This is a genomic window from Flavobacterium sp. DG1-102-2 (assembly GCF_033042555.1).
Lineage (GTDB): Bacteria > Bacteroidota > Bacteroidia > Flavobacteriales > Flavobacteriaceae > Flavobacterium.
On sequence record NZ_JAWLIK010000006.1, the window covers coordinates 86,562 to 107,906 of the forward strand.

17 protein-coding genes are annotated in these 21,345 nt (G+C 40.8%); 12 read left to right on the top strand and 5 right to left on the bottom strand.

The genetic code is table 11. The features are described from left to right. Positions 1–113: 113 nt before the first annotated feature. Positions 114–383 carry a 30S ribosomal protein S15 gene (rpsO, locus tag R1T16_RS10440; RefSeq protein ID WP_317501045.1) on the top strand — a complete coding sequence of 90 codons (270 nt, stop codon included), beginning with the start codon at positions 114–116 and terminating at the stop codon, positions 381–383. Between the two features lie 143 nt (positions 384–526). Beyond that, positions 527–2,854, top strand: coding sequence for a polyribonucleotide nucleotidyltransferase (locus tag R1T16_RS10445; RefSeq protein WP_317501046.1), 2,328 nt, complete (start codon positions 527–529; stop codon positions 2,852–2,854). Between the two features lie 403 nt (positions 2,855–3,257). Here R1T16_RS10445 and R1T16_RS10450 read toward each other — a convergent pair whose 3' ends face one another. After that, positions 3,258–3,860, bottom strand: coding sequence for a CDP-alcohol phosphatidyltransferase family protein (locus R1T16_RS10450; protein WP_317501047.1), 603 nt, complete (start codon positions 3,858–3,860; stop codon positions 3,258–3,260). Positions 3,861–3,945: 85 nt separating this feature from the next. Between R1T16_RS10450 and R1T16_RS10455 the strand changes: the two genes are divergently transcribed. The 10 genes from R1T16_RS10455 (at position 3,946) to R1T16_RS10500 (ending at position 14,777) form a co-directional block, all read left to right on the top strand. Next, positions 3,946–4,923 carry a hypothetical protein gene (locus R1T16_RS10455; protein ID WP_317501048.1) on the top strand — a complete coding sequence of 326 codons (978 nt, stop codon included), beginning with the start codon at positions 3,946–3,948 and terminating at the stop codon, positions 4,921–4,923. Between the two features lie 69 nt (positions 4,924–4,992). Beyond that, entirely contained in the window at positions 4,993–6,522 is a 1,530-nt protein-coding gene (locus R1T16_RS10460; protein ID WP_317501049.1) for a helicase HerA-like domain-containing protein, read from the top strand. 44 nt (positions 6,523–6,566) lie between these two features. After that, positions 6,567–7,253, top strand: coding sequence for a hypothetical protein (locus tag R1T16_RS10465; protein ID WP_317501050.1), 687 nt, complete (start codon positions 6,567–6,569; stop codon positions 7,251–7,253). 99 nt (positions 7,254–7,352) lie between these two features. Further along, complete coding sequence (locus R1T16_RS10470) at positions 7,353–8,210, top strand: hypothetical protein (protein ID WP_317501051.1); 858 nt, start codon at positions 7,353–7,355, stop codon at positions 8,208–8,210. Positions 8,211–8,248: 38 nt separating this feature from the next. Next, positions 8,249–8,797 carry a sigma-70 family RNA polymerase sigma factor gene (locus R1T16_RS10475; protein ID WP_317501052.1) on the top strand — a complete coding sequence of 183 codons (549 nt, stop codon included), beginning with the start codon at positions 8,249–8,251 and terminating at the stop codon, positions 8,795–8,797. Beyond that, on the top strand, positions 8,787–10,475 hold the full coding sequence (locus R1T16_RS10480; protein WP_317501053.1) for an outer membrane beta-barrel protein: 1,689 nt from the start codon (positions 8,787–8,789) through the stop codon (positions 10,473–10,475). The genes R1T16_RS10475 and R1T16_RS10480 overlap by 11 nt, the downstream gene beginning before the upstream one ends. A gap of 232 nt (positions 10,476–10,707) precedes the next feature. Next, a complete protein-coding gene (locus tag R1T16_RS10485) occupies positions 10,708–11,571 on the top strand; it encodes an RNA polymerase sigma factor RpoD/SigA (protein ID WP_020212501.1) in 864 nt (287 codons plus the stop codon). 320 nt (positions 11,572–11,891) lie between these two features. Beyond that, positions 11,892–12,503: a hypothetical protein gene (locus tag R1T16_RS10490; RefSeq protein ID WP_317501054.1), complete on the top strand. Its 612-nt coding sequence runs from the start codon at positions 11,892–11,894 to the stop codon at positions 12,501–12,503. Between the two features lie 108 nt (positions 12,504–12,611). After that, entirely contained in the window at positions 12,612–13,274 is a 663-nt protein-coding gene (gene rpe, locus R1T16_RS10495) for a ribulose-phosphate 3-epimerase (protein WP_317501055.1), read from the top strand. Between the two features lie 57 nt (positions 13,275–13,331). Beyond that, the gene (locus tag R1T16_RS10500; protein ID WP_317501056.1) at positions 13,332–14,777 is read left to right on the top strand and encodes a glycoside hydrolase family 30 protein; all 1,446 of its coding nucleotides are present in this window, start codon (positions 13,332–13,334) and stop codon (positions 14,775–14,777) included. A gap of 40 nt (positions 14,778–14,817) precedes the next feature. Here the strand turns inward: R1T16_RS10500 and R1T16_RS10505 are convergent, their stop codons facing one another. From R1T16_RS10505 to R1T16_RS10520, 4 genes are read right to left on the bottom strand one after another with little or no spacing between them, the layout of a single operon-like run. Continuing rightward, the gene (locus R1T16_RS10505) at positions 14,818–15,666 is read right to left on the bottom strand and encodes a hypothetical protein (RefSeq protein ID WP_317501057.1); all 849 of its coding nucleotides are present in this window, start codon (positions 15,664–15,666) and stop codon (positions 14,818–14,820) included. 11 nt (positions 15,667–15,677) lie between these two features. Continuing rightward, the gene (locus R1T16_RS10510) at positions 15,678–16,976 is read right to left on the bottom strand and encodes a TolC family protein (protein ID WP_317501058.1); all 1,299 of its coding nucleotides are present in this window, start codon (positions 16,974–16,976) and stop codon (positions 15,678–15,680) included. Positions 16,977–16,989: 13 nt separating this feature from the next. Further along, positions 16,990–20,064: an efflux RND transporter permease subunit gene (locus R1T16_RS10515; protein WP_317501059.1), complete on the bottom strand. Its 3,075-nt coding sequence runs from the start codon at positions 20,062–20,064 to the stop codon at positions 16,990–16,992. A 1-nt stretch (position 20,065) separates the two neighbouring features. After that, the gene (locus R1T16_RS10520; RefSeq protein WP_317501060.1) at positions 20,066–21,148 is read right to left on the bottom strand and encodes an efflux RND transporter periplasmic adaptor subunit; all 1,083 of its coding nucleotides are present in this window, start codon (positions 21,146–21,148) and stop codon (positions 20,066–20,068) included. Positions 21,149–21,345 lie beyond the last annotated feature (197 nt).

Genomic DNA, 21,345 nt, shown 5'->3' on the forward strand with positions numbered 1-21,345 from the left:
TTCCTAAGTAACTAAGCCTCTAACAAAAAGTTGCAGGTAAAAAAATATTGTTTACCTTTGCACCCGTCAGGATATCCCTGACATACATAATAATCATTTAAAATAATATTAGCATGTACTTAACTAAAGAAGTTAAAGCGGAAATCTTCGCAAAACACGGAAAATCAGCTACGAACACTGGTTCAGCTGAGGGACAAATCGCGTTATTCACATTCAGAATTAACCACCTTACTGAGCACCTTAAGAAAAATCGTCATGATTTTAACACTGAGCGTTCTCTTGTAATGCTGGTAGGTAAAAGAAGAAGTCTTCTTGATTACCTTAAGAAGAAAGAGATTAACAGATACCGTGAGATTATCAAAGAACTAAACATCAGAAAATAATCGAAATGAGAAGAGGTGCCCGCGCGCCTCTTTTTGTTTTATACAATAACGTAGAAAAAGTTTTTGGTTTTTCATTGGGTGCTAAACAACTACACGACAACAACACACTAAACAACCCATTGTTTAATCAAACGAATTAATTTATGATTCCTAACGTAACAACAGAAATCATCGATCTTGGAGATGGACGAAGCATCTCGATCGAAACAGGAAAACTTGCTAAACAGGCTGACGGCTCTGTTGTAGTAAGAATGGGCGATGCCATGTTACTTGCTACTGTAGTATCTGCACGTACAGCAAGCCCTGGTATTGACTTTTTACCATTAACACTTGATTATCGCGAAAAATTTGCTGCTGCAGGACGTTTTCCTGGTGGCTTTTTTAAGCGTGAAGCAAGGCCTAGTGATGGCGAAGTATTAACAATGCGTCTTGTAGACCGTGTTTTACGCCCGCTATTCCCTAAAGATTACCATGCAGAAACGCAGGTAATGATACAGCTTATGTCTCACGACGAAAACGTTATGCCGGATGCACTTGCAGGTCTTGCAGCATCTGCAGCGCTGGCATTGTCTGACATTCCTTTTGCTACACTTATCTCTGAAGTACGTGTTGCACGTATAGACGGCCAGTTCATTATTAACCCTAGCAAAGCCCAGCTTGAACAGTCTGACATCGATATGATGATAGGCGCATCTATGGACTCTATTGCGATGGTTGAAGGTGAAATGAAAGAGATCTCTGAACTTGAAATGATCGAGGCAATTAAATTTGCACACGAAGCAATTAAAGTACAGATCGCTGCTCAGGAAAGGCTTCAGGCTGCTGTAGGCAAAAAAGAAGTAAGAACGTACGAAGAAGAAAAAAGCGACGATGCTGTACTTGCAAAAGTAAAAGAGCTTGCTTACGACAAATACTTTAACATTGCTAAAGAAGGTTCTGCCAAGCATGAGCGTTCTGAGAAATTTGCAGCTGTAAAAGAAGAAGTTAAAGCATTATTTAGCGAAGAAGAGTTACTTGAAAACGGTGACCTTGTGAGCAAATACCTTTCTAAAGTTAATAAAGAAGCAGTTCGTAACGTTATCCTTGATCTTGGCCTTCGCCTTGATGGTAGGAAAACTAACGAAATACGCCCTATCTGGTGTGAGGTAGATTACCTTCCATCAACACACGGTTCTGCATTATTTACAAGAGGTGAAACTCAGGCACTTGCTACGGTAACACTTGGTACATCCCGTGAGGCTAATATCATTGACCGCCCTACAGAACAGGGTGAGGAAAGATTTTACCTTCACTACAATTTCCCTCCGTTCTCTACAGGCGAAGCTAAACCGCTAAGAGGTACCTCTCGTAGGGAAGTTGGCCACGGTAACCTTGCACAACGTGCGCTTAAGAATATGATTCCTGCAGAGGTTCCATATACTGTACGTGTTGTATCTGAAGTACTTGAATCTAACGGTTCATCTTCTATGGCTACTGTATGTGCAGGTACGCTTGCACTTATGGATGCAGGTATCCAGATGACTAAACCGGTATCTGGTATCGCAATGGGCCTTATTTCTGATGATGCTACAGGCCGTTGGGCTGTACTTTCTGATATCCTTGGTGATGAAGATCACTTAGGTGATATGGACTTTAAAGTTACAGGTACTGCCGATGGTATTACTGCTTGTCAGATGGATATCAAGATCGAAGGACTTAAATATGAGATCATGGAGAAAGCTCTTGAGCAGGCTCGTGATGGCCGTCTTCATATCCTTGGAAAACTTGTTGAAGTTATTGATACGCCAAGAGCTGAAGTTAAACGCCACGCTCCTAAAATCATTAAAGTTACTATTCCGGGTGCATTCATCGGAGCCCTTATCGGCCCTGGTGGAAAAGTTATCCAGGAACTTCAAAAAGCTTCAGGCACGACTATCGTTATCAACGAGGTTGACGAGCAGGGAGAAGTTGAAATCCTTGGTACAAGCCCAGAAGGTATCGATATGGTACTTAAAAAAATCGACTCTATCATCTTCAAACCACAGGTTGGTGAGTCGTATAGCGTAAAAGTTATAAAAATGCTTGACTTTGGTGCAGTAGTAGAATATCTTGATGCTCCGGGTAACGAAGTATTGCTTCACGTATCTGAACTTGCATGGGAACGTACAGAAAACGTAACTGATGTAGTTAATATGGGCGACGTATTTGATGTGAAATACATTGGTATCGACCCTAAAACAAGAAAAGAAAAAGTTTCAAGGAAAGCACTTTTACCTCGCCCTCCAAGGGATGAGAATGCTCCTCAGCGCGAAGACCGCGGACCAAGGGATGACCGTGGGCCACGTGATTTTAACAGAGGCGGTGGAAGAGATAACAACCGTGGAAACTCAAGAGATGACAGAAATTCTCGCGATCGTGCCCCAAGGGAAGAGCGCAGGAATGATGAAACTCCGAAAGACGACAATAATGGCGATGCGCCACAGGAGTCTTAACAAGCTCTGATAAGGTTAATTTTGAAAACCCTGCTGCCGAAAAGTAGCAGGGTTTTTGCTTTCTACGGCATTCTCTAATGTTACGCTTTTGGTTCTCAAAACGCGATTTTTGTGCGTAAAATTAGGATCATTCAAAACTCTAAAAAACAGCATATTACAAAATAATGTTACGCTTTTGGTTCTTTAAAATTTTGTCAAAAATGCTCTTCGTATTTATTCATAAAGGCGGGATTATATTGCACTGGAAAAACTAAATTTGAAATGACATACAAAGATTAGAAGCAGCATCTCCAAAAATAATCATACCTTAATGCTCACCCAATAAAACACCCTTGCTCCAAAATAACAGGCATCAAAATAAAATACCGAATGCTGCCAAAGCCTGCACATAACTACCATATTGCTATCCGTTAAAAAGGCTGTTCTTTTTAAAGCTTTTGCCCTGCCTGATAAGCCATGCATGATAGCAGCTGGGTACATCGTGAGTCCATTTCGGCAAAAACAGGATGATCAGGTATACATCTATATGAGAGATAAGCGCAAAAGCTATTGCCAAAGCAAATGCCCAGCCCGCCTGCCCAAAACCAATGATAGACACAAATGCCATAAAGAGTGTAATGCCCCATACTTTAGAAAGGATGGCCTGGGTACAGGTTTCCTTGCCAAACTTGAGGATACTGAACACATACGTAAGCCCTTCCATAATAAAGATCATGGCTATAGCATATTTATTATTGATAACAATTTCGGGGTTAAGCAGCCAGGCGCACCATCCTGCACTCAGCCAAAAGACAAGATCGGTCTGGCTGTCCATCCTCCGGAGTTTTTCAGAGGATGTTCCTGTTTTACGGGCAATGATTCCATCAAATACGTCAGACAGTATACCCAATAGCAAAAGAATAACCAATAACATCCTCACAGAATCGTGATAGAAATAAGTAAGCAATATCATTGCAGGAGCCAGCGCAAAGCGAAAGCCAATTAATAAAAGTGGTACATTTTTCATATAGTTTGGTTTTAAATTCAAATCAAAACTATTGCGAATACAACAATTACGCTTGCGGTAATGAATTAATAAAAAACTTATATTTGTGAAAATCGCAAATATGGATAATCAGGATATTTTGCTTAAAGCCATACGACAAAGGCTGGAAAAGTCGATTTCAATGATAGAAGAGATCGCTTCGGTGCTAAACATCAGCTATGATGCTGCCCACAGACGCGTGTCGCAAAAAAGCAAGTTTTCTATTGAAGAGACTATCACCTTATGCAGGCATTACAACTTGTCTATGGATTTTCTTTTTACCGATAGTAGCAAGGTAATCGTAGAAAAAACAGCCGAGATACGCACCATGGCAGATATGGAAGCCTATTTTCGGCATTCGGCACAAAATATAAGCAGCTTCCTGAATTACCCTGAGGCTAAAATGTATTATTCGGCAAAGGATATCCCCCTGTTCTACACCATCGGCGGCACGCTGCTTTCAAAATTCAAATTATACGTTTGGCTTAACCTGCTGGCAGGTTCGCAAAACCAGGATACTTTTGAGAGTTTCACAGTAGATCACTCATTACTCGAGCATAGTCAAAAGCTGAAGGCTGTTTATGAAAATGTGGAAGTGCATGAAGTGTGGAACGACACGACCATAAACAGCAGCCTGCAGCAGGTGTACTATTTTTTTCAGTCTGGATTGCTATCATTGGCAAATGCCAGGCTTTTGTGCGACGATATTAAAAGTATACTGCAATCTGCCGAAGACCGCTGCTGCAAAGAGGGCTCGCGTTTTAACCTCTATTATAACGAGCTGCTGATACTCAATAATAATGTATTGCTGTCGGCACCACAAAAGCATTCATTGTTTGTTCCCTACACCATGCTGGGTTATTTTATAACAAACGATGCCGCCACCTGCAACAATGCACTCGAATTTTTCAGGCACCAGTCTAAGAACTCTAAATCATTGAATCAGTCGGGTAAGCGTGACAGGAAACTGTTCTTTAACCGCGGCAGCCAAAAGATAGATTTCTACCTTCAGAAAATGGAAAACGAAGTGGAGCTGCTTTTTTAAAAATTCTGTCCCTAACTATTGCCTGTACAGAATTTATCACGAAATTAGGATCATCAATTCAATCGAAAAATGGCAGATACAACCCGCTTTTTAGAAACTATAACAAATGGCTACCAGCCTAAAGGATCGTTTATAACCCTTGGCACCGCAATGCTTGATGGAGAACCTGTAGAGGGCGCTTACATTAAGATTCCGCTAAAAACCATGAACCGCCACGGCCTCATAGCAGGGGCTACCGGTACAGGTAAAACAAAAACCCTTCAGGTATTGGCGGAACAGCTTTCTGAAAATGGCGTTCCCGTTTTGATGATGGATATAAAAGGCGATTTGAGCGGTATTGCAAAAGCATCTGAAGTTCAGCCCTTCATTACCGAAAGGCATGCAAAAATTGGTTTGCCTTATGAAGCTAAGGCGTTTCCGGCAGAGCTTATGTCGCTCTCAAAACAGCAGGGTGTAAGGCTGCGTTCTACGGTTTCGGAGTTTGGCCCTGTGCTGTTTTCACGCGTGCTTGGTCTTAACGACACACAGACCGGTGTGGTTAACGTGATATTCAAATATTGTGACGACAACAATATGCCGCTGCTGGACCTTAAAGACATTAAAAAAGTACTGCAATATATTACTGATGAAGGCAAGGCTGAAATTGAGAAAGAATATGGCATGATATCTACCTCGTCAAGCGGGGCGATACTCCGTAAGATCATAGAACTGGAACAGCAGGATGCCGACCTTTTCTTCGGCGAACTGTCGTTTGACGTTAAAGACCTAATGCGTATTGACGACCAGGGACGCGGTTATGTAAACATTATAAGGCTGACCGATATTCAGGACAAGCCGAAGCTGTTTTCTACATTTATGCTTTCGCTGCTGGCAGAAATTTACAATACCATGCCCGAAAAAGGCGATGCCGACCAACCGGAGCTTGTTATCTTCATAGATGAAGCCCACCTGATATTTGACGAGGCAAGTAAAGCGCTCTTGGACCAGATTGAGACCATCGTAAAACTTATACGCTCTAAAGGTGTGGGCATCTTTTTTGTAACCCAAAACCCAGCCGATGTGCCTAATGGCGTGTTGAGCCAATTAGGTTTAAAAGTGCAGCATGCACTGCGCGCCTTTACAGCCACCGACCGGAAAGCCATTAAACTTGCTGCCGAAAACTACCCTATTACCGAATTCTATAAGACTGATGAGATAATAACCCAACTGGGTACAGGGGAGGCCCTGGTGACTGCCCTTAGCGAAAAGGGTAACCCTACCCCGCTGGCGGCCACGATGCTCCGTGCGCCTATGAGCCGAATGGATATTTTAACGGCAGATGAAATATCTACATTAAATGCATCATCCAGACTGGTAAAAAAATACAGTGAGGCGATAGACCGCGAAAGTGCTTACGAAATACTCTGCAAAAAAGTAGAAGCCATTGAAGCGCAGCAGACACAGAAACAGCAGCAAAAAGCTGAAGAAAAAGCTGCCAAGGCTGCTCCAGGGCAAACGCCTTCAACAGGAAGCACTATAGAGAAACAGATCATTAAGACCGTAACCAGTGCCACGTTTATAAGAGGTGTATTTGGGGTATTAAGTAAAATATTTAAGTAAAGTTTAATATGATGCGGGGAAAACTTATTATTACAGCAACAGCAATGTTATACTTAGCTATTACTGCCTGCAACAGTAAAAGCATTCCAGAGAAAGAAACTGCCTCTATTTCCACTGCGCCAAAAATAAGCGGTAAAGAGTTTGTAGCACATCTTGAAAAACTCGGATATTTTAAATATGCCAGCCCAAAAGATTTTGATAGTTTAAAGGTAAACATGGCAAATTTATACGACCCTTCAAACGAATTGGTCACGATTTGGGATGATGAAACCGGAACACCAAGAGACTACAGGTTATACGCCTGCGACAGCGAGGCCTTATTTGAAGCAGGCGGTTTTAAAGAAATGCTTGCTGCATTAAAGCCAACGTTTGATAAAATTGGTTTAAAGACAGAAGTTAGCAGCCATGTTGAAGAATGGGATACAAAAAACAATTGGCTAAACCATTTCATATCCATTAATGGTACTAGGTACACTATCTTTAAAAATTTTACCGGCAGCGGTTGGGGCGAAGCAGTACAAACATTTGCAGATATACTTAATAACGAACTGCAGCTGCAAAATAAAGAAGACCGCATCTACCTGATAAACGGTGGTAATGACGGAAGAATTATCTTCTTAAGCCCTGCACAATTTAATTATATTGACAGCATCTATAACAATAAGCAATGGAAACCTTTAGAAGTAAAAGACTGGTGCTTAGAAATGAATGTAAAGCCTCAAAAAATATAATCACCAGGAAGATTATACATTTTTCTTAAAATAAGTCAAACCCGCACGCAACCTTTTTCATTTTTAATTACTAAACAATAAATCTAAAAAGTAATTATTATGAAAAGACATTTATTTGTGGCAATGATTGCCTTAACTGCTTTAACTGCCTGTACAGATAATGATACAGAAGACACTAATCCGGGTGGATTTACATTACATCTCAACAAGACGACGACTTACTATCCGGCTTATGAAAATTTTGAGACGCGAAATGTTAAGTATTATGAAGACAATGTAATCGTTGCCGACAGTACGTATGATAACAGCGGTAATTTTATTTCCCGCAACATCCACACTGTAACCGGCAGCAATTACACAATTGACACTAAAAATATCGAAGATGTAACTATAGCGAGTGAATACATAAATTATGATGAGCAAGGAAGGCTGACAGCACATTTTGGTCCCGATGGTGAATACCACTATACCTATAATAATAATTCTATTTTAGTAGAATACCGTGACCCATCCGATGTTTTTATTGAAGTTGGAACATTTACACTTAATAATGACGGCTGCATTGCATCGCACACCGTTCTTTCAAATGACATAATTACCGAAGCTACTTCTCTTGTTTTTAGCGGCAACACCAAACCGGTTACCTTAACGGCACAGGGTACTACGGGAGCCATAGAACAAATAGGAGCATTCTCCTATTACACTAACACAATGCCTGCTAACCTTGAAAAATCGACAATCGAAATTAATAACGAAGTGCTTAGAACTAATTCACTTAAAGCCGCAGCGTTACTTGGCAACTATCATTTACAGGACATTACTTTAGGCAGCAATCCGTATTATCACTCAGACACCGTATTTTGGGGAATAGCAGAATACAACGGTTATCCTGAACGCCAGACCATTACAATGAATGGACAGCCGTACTGCCACATACGTTACGCATTTAGTAATTAAACGGAAAATACTTAGCTTTAACCAATTAAACCCAGAATTTGAATCTTGAAGATATCATAAAAGGCTGCAGGAACAACAACCGTAAGGCACAGGAAGAATTGTACCATCTTTACAAAGGGGTACTCTTTTCCCTGTGCCTTAAGTATTGCCGTAATGATGCCGAAGCCGAGGACAATCTTCATAATTCGTTTATAGAAATTTTTGCAGCCATACATAAGTACCGTGGCGCAGGTACTTTTGAAGGCTGGATAAAACGGATAACCATAAATAAGGCCATCAACAGCTATAAGAAAACTTTGCAGGTCGTTCCGCTAAAAGATAATTTTACCGGCGATACTGATGTTGGGACTGAGGAGATGACTATCTCGGCAGATATTATACTTGAATTCGTTCAGCAATTGCCCGACCAGTACCGGATAATATTCTGCCTTTATGAACTGGACGATTATCCGCACAAGGAGATCGCGACGATGCTCTCGATATCAGAAAGCACATCAAAATCTAACCTGCACCGGGCAAAAGCAATTTTACAAAACAAGATACGGGCGACAAAAAACGTTGATACAATCCAAAACCATGGAAGTTAAAAAAGACATAGGAAAAGCATTTCGCGAAAAACTGGACAGCCTTGACAGGCAGCCCGGCGATGCGTTATGGGATAGTATCAGCAAGGATCTGGATACAAAGAAAAAAAGAAAATTTCCTTTGTTCTGGTTTTCGATATTCAGCCTGCTGGCAACTGTGTGTATGGTTTTAATCGTAACCTATTTTAGCAACGACAACAATGCTGCGGAAATAAATCAGGACAACCGTAAACACGACGACCCTGCCTATAGCCCTGTGGCTACAGGTATTGAAAGGCCGCCTGTTAACAAAAGAGAAATTATAAACTCTTCGACAAATAGCTCATCTAATCGTCACAAAATAAACGCAACTGTTACAAAAGCCGGCACATCTAAGGATAGTATAAACTCCAACTCATTAAAAAACAAAAAAAGCACCAAAACCTACGGGCAAGCAGCAGGTGCTAAGTCATCATCATCAAAAAACAGCAGAAATAAAAATAATGCAGGCAATCAAACAGGTCGCGGCCAAATTACAAAATACCTGGACCGTTCAGCCTTGACGGAGAATACTAAAACTCCAGAAACAGGAAACAAATCAAAAAAACATCCAACAACATCATATGCATCAAAAACGAAAACCTTTGTAGCGTCAGGTAAAAGGAATACCAAATCGGGTAATCCAACTAAAAACACCTTATATAATAAACAATTGGCAGAAGAACAGCAGGAAATTGTTAGTGGAAGACCGGTTAATATCCGCTCCCAAAGCAGCAACACAACTGCCGGAACTACAGAGGCTGCACTAGACAATCAAGGTGCGGCTTCAGAAATTACGCCAAATAGACAAATAAAAGGTATCGCTAACGACGGCGTTACTGACAGCGTTACTGTAGTAGCAGACAGCCTTAAAACAGAATCACTTAAAGAAGTCAAAGAAGAGAAAAAAGACGAAAACAAAAAAGACAGTCTGGCGCCGGTAATTGTCAAAAGGTTTTCTGTTTTTGCTTATGGAGGCCCATCGTTTTTTAATTTCCCGGACAGGAAAATTGTAACCGACTCTACAACATCTAATATCAACACAAATTCGACAGCCCGTTTTGGCGTACTTCTTGGCTATAGAATAAATCATAAGTTAAGTATACGCACAGGGCTTTCAGTCTATAAACTTAAACAATCTGCCGGCAATATTAAACTAAACTATGTTATGGGAGGCGATGCGGTAAATCCGGGGCTTATCCCAACTGCAGACTTCGACTGGATTGACTACAAACAGCCTTTTGGTACAAACAGTGGACAAATAATCAGTAATCTTGGCGATAACTATCAGGCTATTATAAACATTGACCGCGACCTAAATTATCTCGAAATACCGCTGGAAATTGGCTATGATCTGTCCGACAGGAAATTTGGCATCAATATATTTGGTGGCGGAACCATGCTGCTGATGACTAAAAACGAAGTCATTGCCTATAATGAAAAAGGCGCAATGCACCTAGGCAAATGGAATGAAGCTGCTAAAACTAGTTTTACAGGTACTCTGGGACTTGGACTGCATTACAATTTAAGCCCGACTTTACAACTAAATGCCGAACCTGTCTTGAATTACTATTTTAACACCTATAAAGACAGTAAGCCTTACGCCTTTACCATCCGGCTCGGGCTGCAATATAATTTTGATATTTGGTTAAATAAAAAATAAGATTCTTATGTAAAAAATTGTGGCTCGTTAAAAAAATAACAAACCACAATTTATTTATACTGTATACGTTTTACTGCTGGCGCACAAGCTTATAAGAGAACGGATAATGCAGAGAGAGAATAAGAAACAGCCTATTTTAGTTAAAATTTAATTTTTTTCCTCTCTCCGTGTAACTTTTTACCTGCTTGTTACGTATAACTAATACATTACATAAAAAACTCAGGATCTTTACATGAGACAACTTAAAATTACCAAGCAGGTAACCAACAGGGAAACTGCTTCATTAGACAAATACCTTCAGGAGATTGGAAAAGTGGACTTGATCACTGCAGATGAGGAGGTAGAGTTAGCACAACGTATTAAAGCCGGAGACCAGAGAGCATTAGAGAAATTGACGAAAGCCAATTTGCGTTTCGTGGTTTCGGTAGCAAAACAATATCAAAATCAGGGTTTAACCCTTCCCGATCTTATTAACGAAGGAAACTTAGGACTTATTAAAGCTGCACAGCGTTTTGACGAAACACGTGGTTTTAAATTCATTTCCTACGCTGTATGGTGGATTCGCCAGTCTATACTTCAGGCGCTTGCAGAGCAGTCGCGTATAGTGCGTTTGCCACTTAATAAAATTGGATCTATAAACAAGATCAACAAAATGTATGCTTTGCTTGAGCAAAGTAACGAGCGTGCCCCTTCGGCAGAAGAAATCGCTAAAGAACTTGACATGACTGTGAACGACGTTAAGGAGAGCATGAAAAACTCCGGCCGTCACCTTTCAATGGATGCACCTCTTGTAGAAGGTGAAGATTCTAACCTGTACGATGTACTTCGTTCTGGTGAGTCTCCAAACCCTGACCGTGAGCTTATCCATGAGTCACTTCGTACAGAAATTGAGCGTGCTCTTGAAACTTTAACGCCACGTGAGGCAGATGTTGTTAGGCTTTACTTCGGTTTAGGCGATCAGCACCCTATGACACTGGAAGAAATTGGAGAAACTTTTGACCTTACGCGTGAGCGTGTTCGCCAGATTAAAGAAAAGGCAATCAGGAGGTTAAAACACACGTCAAGAAGTAAAATACTTAAAACCTACTTAGGTTAATCTGCGTATATATAAAAATAGACTGCCTAAATTTCATATTTTAAATAAAATTTGTATTTTGGCAGTCTGATTTTGTATGTAACAACCAAAAATATTTAAGATTACAAACAGTTCAATAACTGTTCGTTTTTTGATTGATGATTGAACTCCGGCTGATTACCGGAGTTTTTTTTAGTCTAAACCTTCCGCGTTACTAAGTCTCAAATTAATTAAATACGGAAAATCTTACGACTATAACGCAATAGTGTTTTATTAAATTGTGCTGCCTATTTACTTTTTACTGTAAGAATTATTATTTTTGTGTAAATAGCTTCTTACCAATGAAAAAACTACTACTCCTTGCCTGCATTTTTAGCTTAGCATCCTGCACCATTACCCGAAAAATAAACTTTGAGCTTAACAAAGAAACAGACGCATCTATGCTGGCATTTCTTGACAGGAATAATGTAGACTATAAAAAGGAAGACCTCGCAACACTTAACAGTGCTTATGCTTACGGGCTGTTTTCTAACAATGGTTATCTTCAGGTTCCTGAAGCCCACTTTTTTAATCGCGATGGTTACAGGGTTAATAATAACTTTAGAGGAACAAACTGCGGACAGGTTATAAAAAATGCCGACAAAATAAACACAGCTCCTGTAGATAATAAAAAAGAACATCTAAATACTTTTGCAGAGAATTTCGATTGCATGGCCGTACCTAATGAAACACAAGTTAAGTATGATGCTTATGTTGTTATATCGTGGGGTATTTTTGCCGATAAAGATGTACATGAGGCAAACGAAACTGCGTTTAAATGGTACAAAAGCCTGAAGGAAGATTATCCTGATATGAAAATTAAGGTAATCCTCCTGAATATCGATTTACAGGAAAAATGGCACCTTACAAAAGAACAGGAAGAGATATTAGGTGTAGCAAAAAAATCTTCATAATCGCTGAAAAATATAATATTACAATTTTTTAGTGTGTAATTTTATGACATTGGCATTTTGCCTGTTTATCGTATAAGCCTATCTTTGCCTAAACATACAAATTCCACAATGAAAAATACCCTAATTGCACCATCTGTGCTTTCGGCAGATTTTGCCAACCTGCAACGCGATATCGAAATGATAAACAACAGTGAAGCCGATTGGTTCCACATTGATATTATGGATGGCGTTTTTGTACCTAACATCTCTTTTGGCATGCCGGTACTTGAAGCGATAACACGCCACGCAAAAAAAACGATAGATGTTCACCTTATGATCGTTAATCCTGACCAGTACATTAAAACTTTTGCACAGCTTGGCGCAACAAACCTTACAGTTCATATTGAGGCCTGCACGCACCTGCACCGCACACTTCAGGCTATAAAGGCAGAAGGCATGAAAGCCGGTATTGCTGTAAACCCGCATACTAATGTATCGCTTCTTGAAGACGTGATTAAAGATGTAGATGTGGTTTGCCTTATGAGTGTTAACCCTGGTTTTGGCGGGCAGTCTTTCATTGAAAGGACATACGATAAAGTAAAACAGCTTAAAGAGATCATTACCCGTAACGGCGCTTCTACCCTTATTGAGATAGATGGCGGCGTAAGCGATAAAAATGCAGTACAACTGGTTGAAGCCGGTGCCGATGTTCTTGTTGCAGGTAACTATGTATTTAGGGCAGAAGATCCTGTGGCAACCATTGCAAGCCTTAAGAAGCTTACTTCTTTCTAATTTCCAAAATACCCAAATAAACATCCAAAAATGGCCTTCGGGCCAAAACATCTATTCATGAAAAAAATTCCGTTATTAATCCTTTTGGTTTCTGGAAGCCTTGCGTTTGCCCAAGCTAAAAAGCCATTTACAACAGATGGCAAAAAAGTGACAGTGTACACCACTGCGAAGGATACCGACCTAAGAATTTCGCCTGCTGCAGGCACTGTTGCCTTCAGCGAAATGAAACAGCCTCTTGAAACACAGACTTCAGTATTTGTAGACCCTACACATACATTCCAGTCGGTTGTAGGTTTTGGTGGCGCTATTACAGATGCTTCGTCTGAAGTATTTGCAAAACTGCCTAAAGACAAACAGCAGCAGTTTCTTGATGCCTATTATGACGTAAACAAAGGTATCGGCTATACACTTGCCAGGACTACCATCCACAGCAGTGACTTTTCAAGTGGCAGCTATACGTATATAAAAGAAGGCGATAAAGACCTAAAAACATTTAACGTAGAACACGACAGAAAGTTCCGTATCCCGCTTATCAAAAAAGCGATTGCAGCAGCTGGCGGCAAACTTACATTGTATGCTTCGCCATGGAGCCCTCCGGCTTTCATGAAAGACAGCAACAACATGCTTAAAGGCGGTAAACTTAAGCCTGAATTTTACCAAAGCTGGGCAAACTATTACACTAAATTCATTGCAGCTTATGAGAAAGAAGGCATCCCAATTTGGGGTATTTCTATCCAGAATGAGCCAATGGCTACACAAACATGGGAATCTTGTATTTATACAGGCGAAGAAGAACGTGATTTCCTTAAGAATTTTCTAGGCCCAACCATGCACAAAGCGGGTTATGCTGATAAAAAGATCATAGGATGGGATCATAACCGCGATATGCTTTTCCAAAGGGCAGCAACATTGCTTAACGATCCTGAAGCAGCCAAATACCTTTGGGGTGTAGGATACCACTGGTACGAAACATGGAATGGCGGTGCACAGATGTTCAACAACCTTAAACTGGTTCATGAAACATTCCCTGAAACTAACCTTATCTTTACCGAAGGCTGTAAAGAGCAGTTCAAACTGGATAATGTAGGCGACTGGAAACTGGGCGAATTATATGGTAACAACCTTATAAACGACTTTAACAGCGGTACTACTGCATGGACAGACTGGAACGTCCTTCTTGACGAAAAAGGAGGCCCTAACCATGTTGGCAACTTCTGCTATGCTCCTATCCACGCTGACACTAAAAAAGGCGAACTGATTTTCACTAACGAGTACTATTACATCGGCCACTTCTCTAAGTTTGTGCGTCCGGGTGCGAAAAGGATTGCGTGTTCAACAAGCCGCAGCGCTATTGATGCAACTGCTTTTGTTAACACCGATGGTAAAATTGCCGTTATCGTAATGAACAAAGGCGAAGAGAAAGTAAACTACTTCCTTTGGATAAACGGTAAGGCTGTAGAAGTGGAAGCGCTTCCACGCTCTATGCAGACATTAGTATTCTAGAAAATAGACAACAAAAGAGGCAGCTGTTAGCTGCCTCTTTTTATATAGTTTCAATATTAGTAACTTCAAAATCAAATCCCTTCAGCCTTTCCTCCAAAACCATTTTTCTAAAATTTTGCGAACAAAAATAAAGCGGTTTAGGTCTTAATAAACCTCTTTTTACACCTATCTTTTGTTTACTTAAAAAAAAATCAAAATCGATAATTGATTTATTATTGTATACACTTGGCTCCGATAAAAGATTTAACCCTAAAGTATGTCCTTTGGGACATTTATAAATTTCACTACCACTACTTATCGATAAATCAAACGGATTGATACCTACAACAACAGAATGAGATAATTCTAATTCACTAAATGAAACAAGTTGGTAATAATCTGTAATTATTTCTTTTCGGAATTTAACTGGTGTAAATAAAAAACCTTTCAATCCATATCGCTCTACAGAATTCTTAAAATTTCGGGAAACCACGATTTCTCCTCCTATGGTTAGTGAAATATCTTTTTTCGGTATACTCCCCTTTTTCAGTATTAAAGTATTTATTTGCTTTCTATTAGCACCACACACCCCACAAGCCTCCGATTCATCATATATTGTTCCGCATTCTTCACCAGATGGTTCAAATACATTATTAATTTTTAAGTGTAATAATTTAGCAGTATCTAATTCTTTATTATCGTATTTACGTTTAATATTCCATCCAAAGAAAAAGCTCCTATCACATTTAATTTTAATTTGTTCTGCAATAATTGGGATTTGATTGTACCTTGAGTCGTTTGGTGACAATTCAATTATTTTTACTGACGTTCCTAAATCTTTTCCTTCATCGGGTTTAAAAAGCAAATGAGCATAATCATAATCTACTCTAAGTTCTAACGTTTCTTTCATAAAATAAAATTCTAAAACGTAATATTACCCGCTAATTCCTTAAGGGTTACTTCAGATATTTTAGCCTGAAACTGTGCCGAGTTATTTCGTGTACGGGCATTTACATAATTAAGCTGTGCCGTTCTTACCTCCAGCTGGGTGATTGTACCTATGCGGTATTTCTCCAGCGTAATATCAAGGTTTTGCTTGGCGATATCCTCGTTGCGGGCTTCAAGCTGAACAAGGTCAAGATTGGTGAGATATGTCTGGTATGCCGATATAAGCTGCGATTTTATAGACTGTGTCTGCTGTTCCAGCAATACCTGAGAACTCTCTATCTGGAATTTAGCCACTTTTTCACGGCGGTTTTGCAGCGAGCCGTTAAAAATATTTATTGACGCCGTTATACCATAATTAAGACCACGGCTATTATTTTCTTTGGCAAACCCAAGGCTTGATTCGCTATTGTTAAACAAATAACCGGTAGATACAGCAACTTGTGGATACCTCGCCCCTTTTACCTGCTTGAGGTTGAGCTCTGCAACCCGTTTATTTATAAGCGCCAACTGTATCTGTGGATTTTGCCCTGATGCAAGGTCCATAAGGTCGCCAAGTGTAAGTTTATCATCTATACCTACAGAGTCTATAACCTTAAATCTTGTGGTAAGTTCACGGGCCATAAGCTCGTTTAAAAAGGTCTGGGTATTTTCATATAATTCCCTCTGGCGAAGGTAATTGGTCTGGTCTGTATTCAAATCCACCTGTGCATTTAGCACTTCAAGCTTTGCAGCCTTACCAATCTTAAAACGGTTATCTGCAGTAGTCACCCTTTGTTTAGATATTACTATGGCAGTATCTAATGCCGTAAGGGTCTGTTGCTGCTGCACCAGGTCATAGTAGGTAGTAAGCACGTCGCTCACGCGTGTAAGCACCATAAGTTTCAATTCAGTTTCCCCCTGCTTTTGCAATTCCTGAAGCTGGTCATAACGGGCAAACATCCTGAAACCGTCAAAAACAGTCCAACCCAGGCTCACACCATAGGCCATACTGTTATTACGGGCGTTATTCAGTTCCTGTACCGTACCGTCAGTCCTTGTCTGTTTGGAGTACTGTATATTATTATTCTGTGAGAACGTTCCCGAAACGTTAGGAAGCAAGCCTGCATTGGCAAGGCTTACATTAGCCTCATCAATCTTAAGGTCGTTCTTAGACAGTTTAATGTCATAGTTATTTTGGAGTGCCTGCGCTATGGCTTCCTCCGGGGTAAGCAGTTCCTGCGAATAGCCTGTTACAGTAAAAAATAGCGCTGCTATATATAAATAAAACCTCATGTGCATACTGGCTTTAGTCTTCAAGATTATCAAATTCAGGGCGGTGTTTCTTTGGTCGGGACCACATAAAGTAGATTGCCGGGATGATGAAAAGAGTAAGTACAAGCGAAAACACGGTACCGCCTACAATTACAACCCCCATACCTATGCGGCTCGTGGATGCGGCACCTAACGACATGGCAATAGGCAATGCACCAAGGGCGATAGCCAAACTTGTCATTAATATAGGGCGAAGGCGCGATTCGGCAGATTCCATTATAGCCTCATATTTATCTTTTCCTTCTTCGCGCAGCTGGTTGGCAAATTCTACGATAAGGATACCGTTCTTTGTTACAAGCCCGATAAGCATGATCGTACCGATCTGGCTGAAAATATTCCACGTTTGCCCGAACAGCCATAGAGAGAATAAAGCTCCAGCAACTGCCATAGGTACCGTAAGGATAATAATAAATGGATCGATGAAGCTTTCAAACTGTCCGGCAAGGATAAGATAAATAAGCAGTAATGCCAACCCGAAGGCAAACAACGTATTAGAGCTGCTCTCTACATAATCCCTGGATTCACCGCCCAGGTCGGTAGTAAAGCTGTCATCAAGTACTTTAGTTTTGGCACGTTCCATGGCGTCTATACCATCACTCATACTCATGCCCGGTGCAAGTCCCGCAGACACCGTTGCCGACATATACCTGTTATTGTGGTACAACTGCGGGGGGCTGCTTTTCTCGTCTACCGACACAAGGTTATCCAGCTGAATAAGCTGGCCATCTTTATTTTTAACGAATGTTGACGTAAGGTCAAGCGGTTTAGAACGATCTTTTAGTTCAAACTGTCCCATAACCTGATACTGCTTACCATTCATCATAAAGTAACCGAAACGCTGGCCACTCAAAGATAACTGAAGCGTTTGTGCCACATCAAGAAGCGACACACCAAGGCTTTCCGCCTTTTCACGGTCTATGGTTACATTGATCTCCGGCTTATTGAACTTAAGATTCACATCGGTCATGGAGAAAGTAGGATCTTTACTCACCTCGTCCATAAACTGCGGAATCTTTTCGCGCAGCTTCTCAAAGTTAGGCGCCTGAATAATATACTGTATAGGAAAACCACCCCGCCTGTTTACCGCAATAGTAGGCTGTTCAGACACTGATGTCCTCGCCTCACTGTAACGTTTGGTCCATTTGGTAAGATCGGCAGCGATTTCTTTTTGTGAACGCTCCCTGTCTTCAGATCCCTTTAAAGCAATCCTTACACGCCCGCTGTTTACCGATGACGATCCAAATCCCGGTGAGGTAATAACAAGGCTCGCCTCTTTCTCAGGAATAGAATCTTTAATAAGCTGTTCTATTTCCTGCATGAAACGATCCATGTATTCATACGATGCGCCTTCGGGAGCAGTAATGTTCATCCCTATAAAGCTTCGGTCATCATACGGTGCTGTTTCTTTTTGTATGGTTGAGTAAAAGAATGCGATAAGCCCAATACAAACGATAAGTATCGGGAAGCTAACCCATTTCTTTTTCATGAATCCTTTAAGCGCATCTGCATATCCTGAATTCATCTTTACAAAATACGGCTCTGTAAAATCGTAAAACTTCGATTTTTTATGTACTCCCTTTATAAGGTAAGCGTTAAGCATTGGCGTAAGGGTAAGCGATACGAATGCCGAGATTAATACCGCGGCGGCAATTACCACTCCAAATTCCCGGAAGAGCCTGCCCACAAATCCTTCAAGAAAAATTACCGGAAGGAATACTGCCGCCAGTGTTATGGAGATGGATATAACGGCAAAGAAAATTTCGTTTGCCCCTTTCATAGCTGCTTCTATAGGGGTCATGCCCTCCTCTACCTTTTTGAATATGTTTTCGGTTACTACGATACCATCGTCTACCACAAGCCCTGTTGCAAGAACAATAGCCAGCAACGTAAGTACATTTATAGAGAATCCAAAAATGTACATTATAAAGAAAGTAGCAATAAGCGATACAGGAATATCCAGTAACGGACGCAGCGCTATACCCCAGTCCCTAAAGAAAAGATAAATAATTAGCGTTACCAAAACAATGGATATAGCAAGAGTTTCGGCAACCTCTAATACTGATTTCTTGATGAATACCGTATTATCAATTACGATCTTAGTTACTAAATCGCCCGGAAGTTCTTTTTTAAGCTGTTCATATTGTGCATAAAAAGCATCGGCAATCTCTACATAGTTTGTACCTGGTTGCGGAATAATGGCAAGGCCTACAAGTTGCTGCCCATCATTCGTCATTTTGGTCTCCACATTTTCGGGACCAAGCTCTGCACGGCCTACATCGCTGAAGCGAACAATCTTTTCACCATCATTTTTTATAATGATGTTGTTAAACTCATCGGCAGTAGAGAGGTTACCCATGGTCTTAATTGTGAGCTCTGTATTGGCTCCTGTAAGTTTACCCGTAGGCAGCTCAACATTCTGGCTATTAAGGGCGGTGCTCACATCGCCTACGGTAACACCATAAGAGTTTAGCTTTATCGGATCAATCCACAACCTCATGGCATAACGTTTCTGACCCCATATCTGTACACTGCTGACTCCAGGAATGGTTTGCAGCCTTTCGGCAATAACATTTTCGGCATAATCACTCAGTTCCAGCGGATCGCGCGTAGCACTCTGCACTGTCATCGTGATGATAGGTTCAGAATCGGCATCGGCCTTAGATACTACCGGAGGTGCATCTATATCCTGCGGAAGGCTTCGCTGCGCCTGCGATACTTTATCGCGAACGTCGTTTGCAGCTTCCTCAAGGTTTTTTTCTAATTCAAATTCAATGGTAATGTTACTAGAACCCTGGTTACTTGAAGATGTAATGTTACGTATACCATCTATGGAGTTGATAGCTTTTTCAAGCGGTTCGGTAATCTGCGACTCAATAATATCAGCATTGGCTCCGGCATAGCTGGTACGCACCGATATCTGTGCGGGGTCAATAGACGGAAATTCCCTCACCCCTAAGAATGTGTAACCGATGATCCCGAAAAGGATAATCGTTACATTCATTACAATAGTAAGTACGGGGCGTTTTATGGATAGCGTAGATAAACTCATGTTACTTCGCCTTTTGTGTTACCGATACCTTAACCGGAGTTTCCTTCTTAAGCGTAAGTACACCTGTTGTAAGAACAGTATCGCCGGCTTTAAGTCCCGAAAGCACTACAATATCCTTATCGGTACGGGTTCCTGTCTCTACCATAATTTCCTGTGCCTGTCCGTTTTTAGAAACAAACACTTTCTTACCATCCTGTACCGGCACGATAGCCTCTGTAGGTATTACAAAGGCATCCTTAACCATATCCAGCGGCAGGATCACATTAGCAAAAGTACCCGGCAGCAATTTGCCTTTAGCGTTATCGGCCATTGCCCTAACCCTAAGTGTACGCGTGCTTACCTCAACAGCAGGTTCGAGCGCATAAACTTTAGCTTCAAATTTTTCTCCGCTTCCTGCTACTGTAAAGCTAATTCTTGAATCAACCTTCATTTGCGCAGCGTATTTTTCAGGAATGGAGAAAGTAATTTTAATCTTGTTACTGCTCACAAGGGTAGTAATAAGTGTTTCGGGCGTTACATAAGTTCCCGGCGAAATATTACGTAACCCAATAGTCCCTGCAAACGGCGCCCTGATAGACGTCTTTGCAATCTGGGCATTTATAAGCTGTGTTTGTGCCTGAGCCGTTTTAAAGTCAGCGCTGGCAATATCATATTCTTCCTGGCTTATGGCTTCTTTTTGTAAGAGGAGTTTAGCACGCCTTTCATTTTCGGCAGCGAGTGTCTGCCTGGTTTTGGCCTGTCCGGCCTGAGCCCTGAGCTCAATATCATTTATCTTAACCAATACCTGCCCTTTACTTACTTTGGCACCTTCGGTAAAGAATATCTTTTCGGCAATGCCTGATACCTCTGTACGTACCTCAATTTGTTCATCTGCATCAATAGAACCTGATAGAGACAGTGTATTTGCAAACTCCTGTGGAGTTACCACTACACCGTTTACAGCCATAGGCGGTTTCTTACCGTCTTTACTGCCTCCTCCGCCTGAGGCTTCCGTTTTCTGCTTTTTATTTTCAGATATCCTGTAGAATACAAGTGCCCCCACACCTGCAATTAAAAGGGTATAAACCAGGTATTTAATCTTCATATATTTAAGAATGGTATTGATTGAAACAAAACTACGCGAATTGCATGCCAGTTATCTTACCTAAATGTAAAAAATGACCAATTGAATTCGTCCATCAGATGAAGAAGTTAATATATCAGCTTCTTAGTACGAAATCGTTTTTCATGCAAATTTAGCAGATTAAAACGCCCTATAAAAAAAGAGGCTGATACTTTAAC

Bases quoted from the DNA above. Each gene is read 5' to 3' on its own strand.
- R1T16_RS10515 (WP_317501059.1), bottom strand. From the start codon at position 20,064: ATGAGTTTATCTACGCTATCCATAAAACGCCCCGTACTTACTATTGTA.
- R1T16_RS10465 (WP_317501050.1), top strand. From the start codon at position 6,567: ATGTTATACTTAGCTATTACTGCCTGCAACAGTAAAAGCATTCCAGAG.
- rpe (WP_317501055.1), top strand. From the start codon at position 12,612: ATGAAAAATACCCTAATTGCACCATCTGTGCTTTCGGCAGATTTTGCC.
- R1T16_RS10480 (WP_317501053.1), top strand. From the start codon at position 8,787: ATGGAAGTTAAAAAAGACATAGGAAAAGCATTTCGCGAAAAACTGGAC.
- R1T16_RS10500 (WP_317501056.1), top strand. From the start codon at position 13,332: ATGAAAAAAATTCCGTTATTAATCCTTTTGGTTTCTGGAAGCCTTGCG.
- R1T16_RS10485 (WP_020212501.1), top strand. From the start codon at position 10,708: ATGAGACAACTTAAAATTACCAAGCAGGTAACCAACAGGGAAACTGCT.
- R1T16_RS10470 (WP_317501051.1), top strand. From the start codon at position 7,353: ATGAAAAGACATTTATTTGTGGCAATGATTGCCTTAACTGCTTTAACT.
- R1T16_RS10510 (WP_317501058.1), bottom strand. From the start codon at position 16,976: ATGAGGTTTTATTTATATATAGCAGCGCTATTTTTTACTGTAACAGGC.
- R1T16_RS10490 (WP_317501054.1), top strand. From the start codon at position 11,892: ATGAAAAAACTACTACTCCTTGCCTGCATTTTTAGCTTAGCATCCTGC.
- R1T16_RS10445 (WP_317501046.1), top strand. From the start codon at position 527: ATGATTCCTAACGTAACAACAGAAATCATCGATCTTGGAGATGGACGA.
- rpsO (WP_317501045.1), top strand. From the start codon at position 114: ATGTACTTAACTAAAGAAGTTAAAGCGGAAATCTTCGCAAAACACGGA.
- R1T16_RS10505 (WP_317501057.1), bottom strand. From the start codon at position 15,666: ATGAAAGAAACGTTAGAACTTAGAGTAGATTATGATTATGCTCATTTG.
- R1T16_RS10460 (WP_317501049.1), top strand. From the start codon at position 4,993: ATGGCAGATACAACCCGCTTTTTAGAAACTATAACAAATGGCTACCAG.
- R1T16_RS10520 (WP_317501060.1), bottom strand. From the start codon at position 21,148: ATGAAGATTAAATACCTGGTTTATACCCTTTTAATTGCAGGTGTGGGG.
- R1T16_RS10450 (WP_317501047.1), bottom strand. From the start codon at position 3,860: ATGAAAAATGTACCACTTTTATTAATTGGCTTTCGCTTTGCGCTGGCT.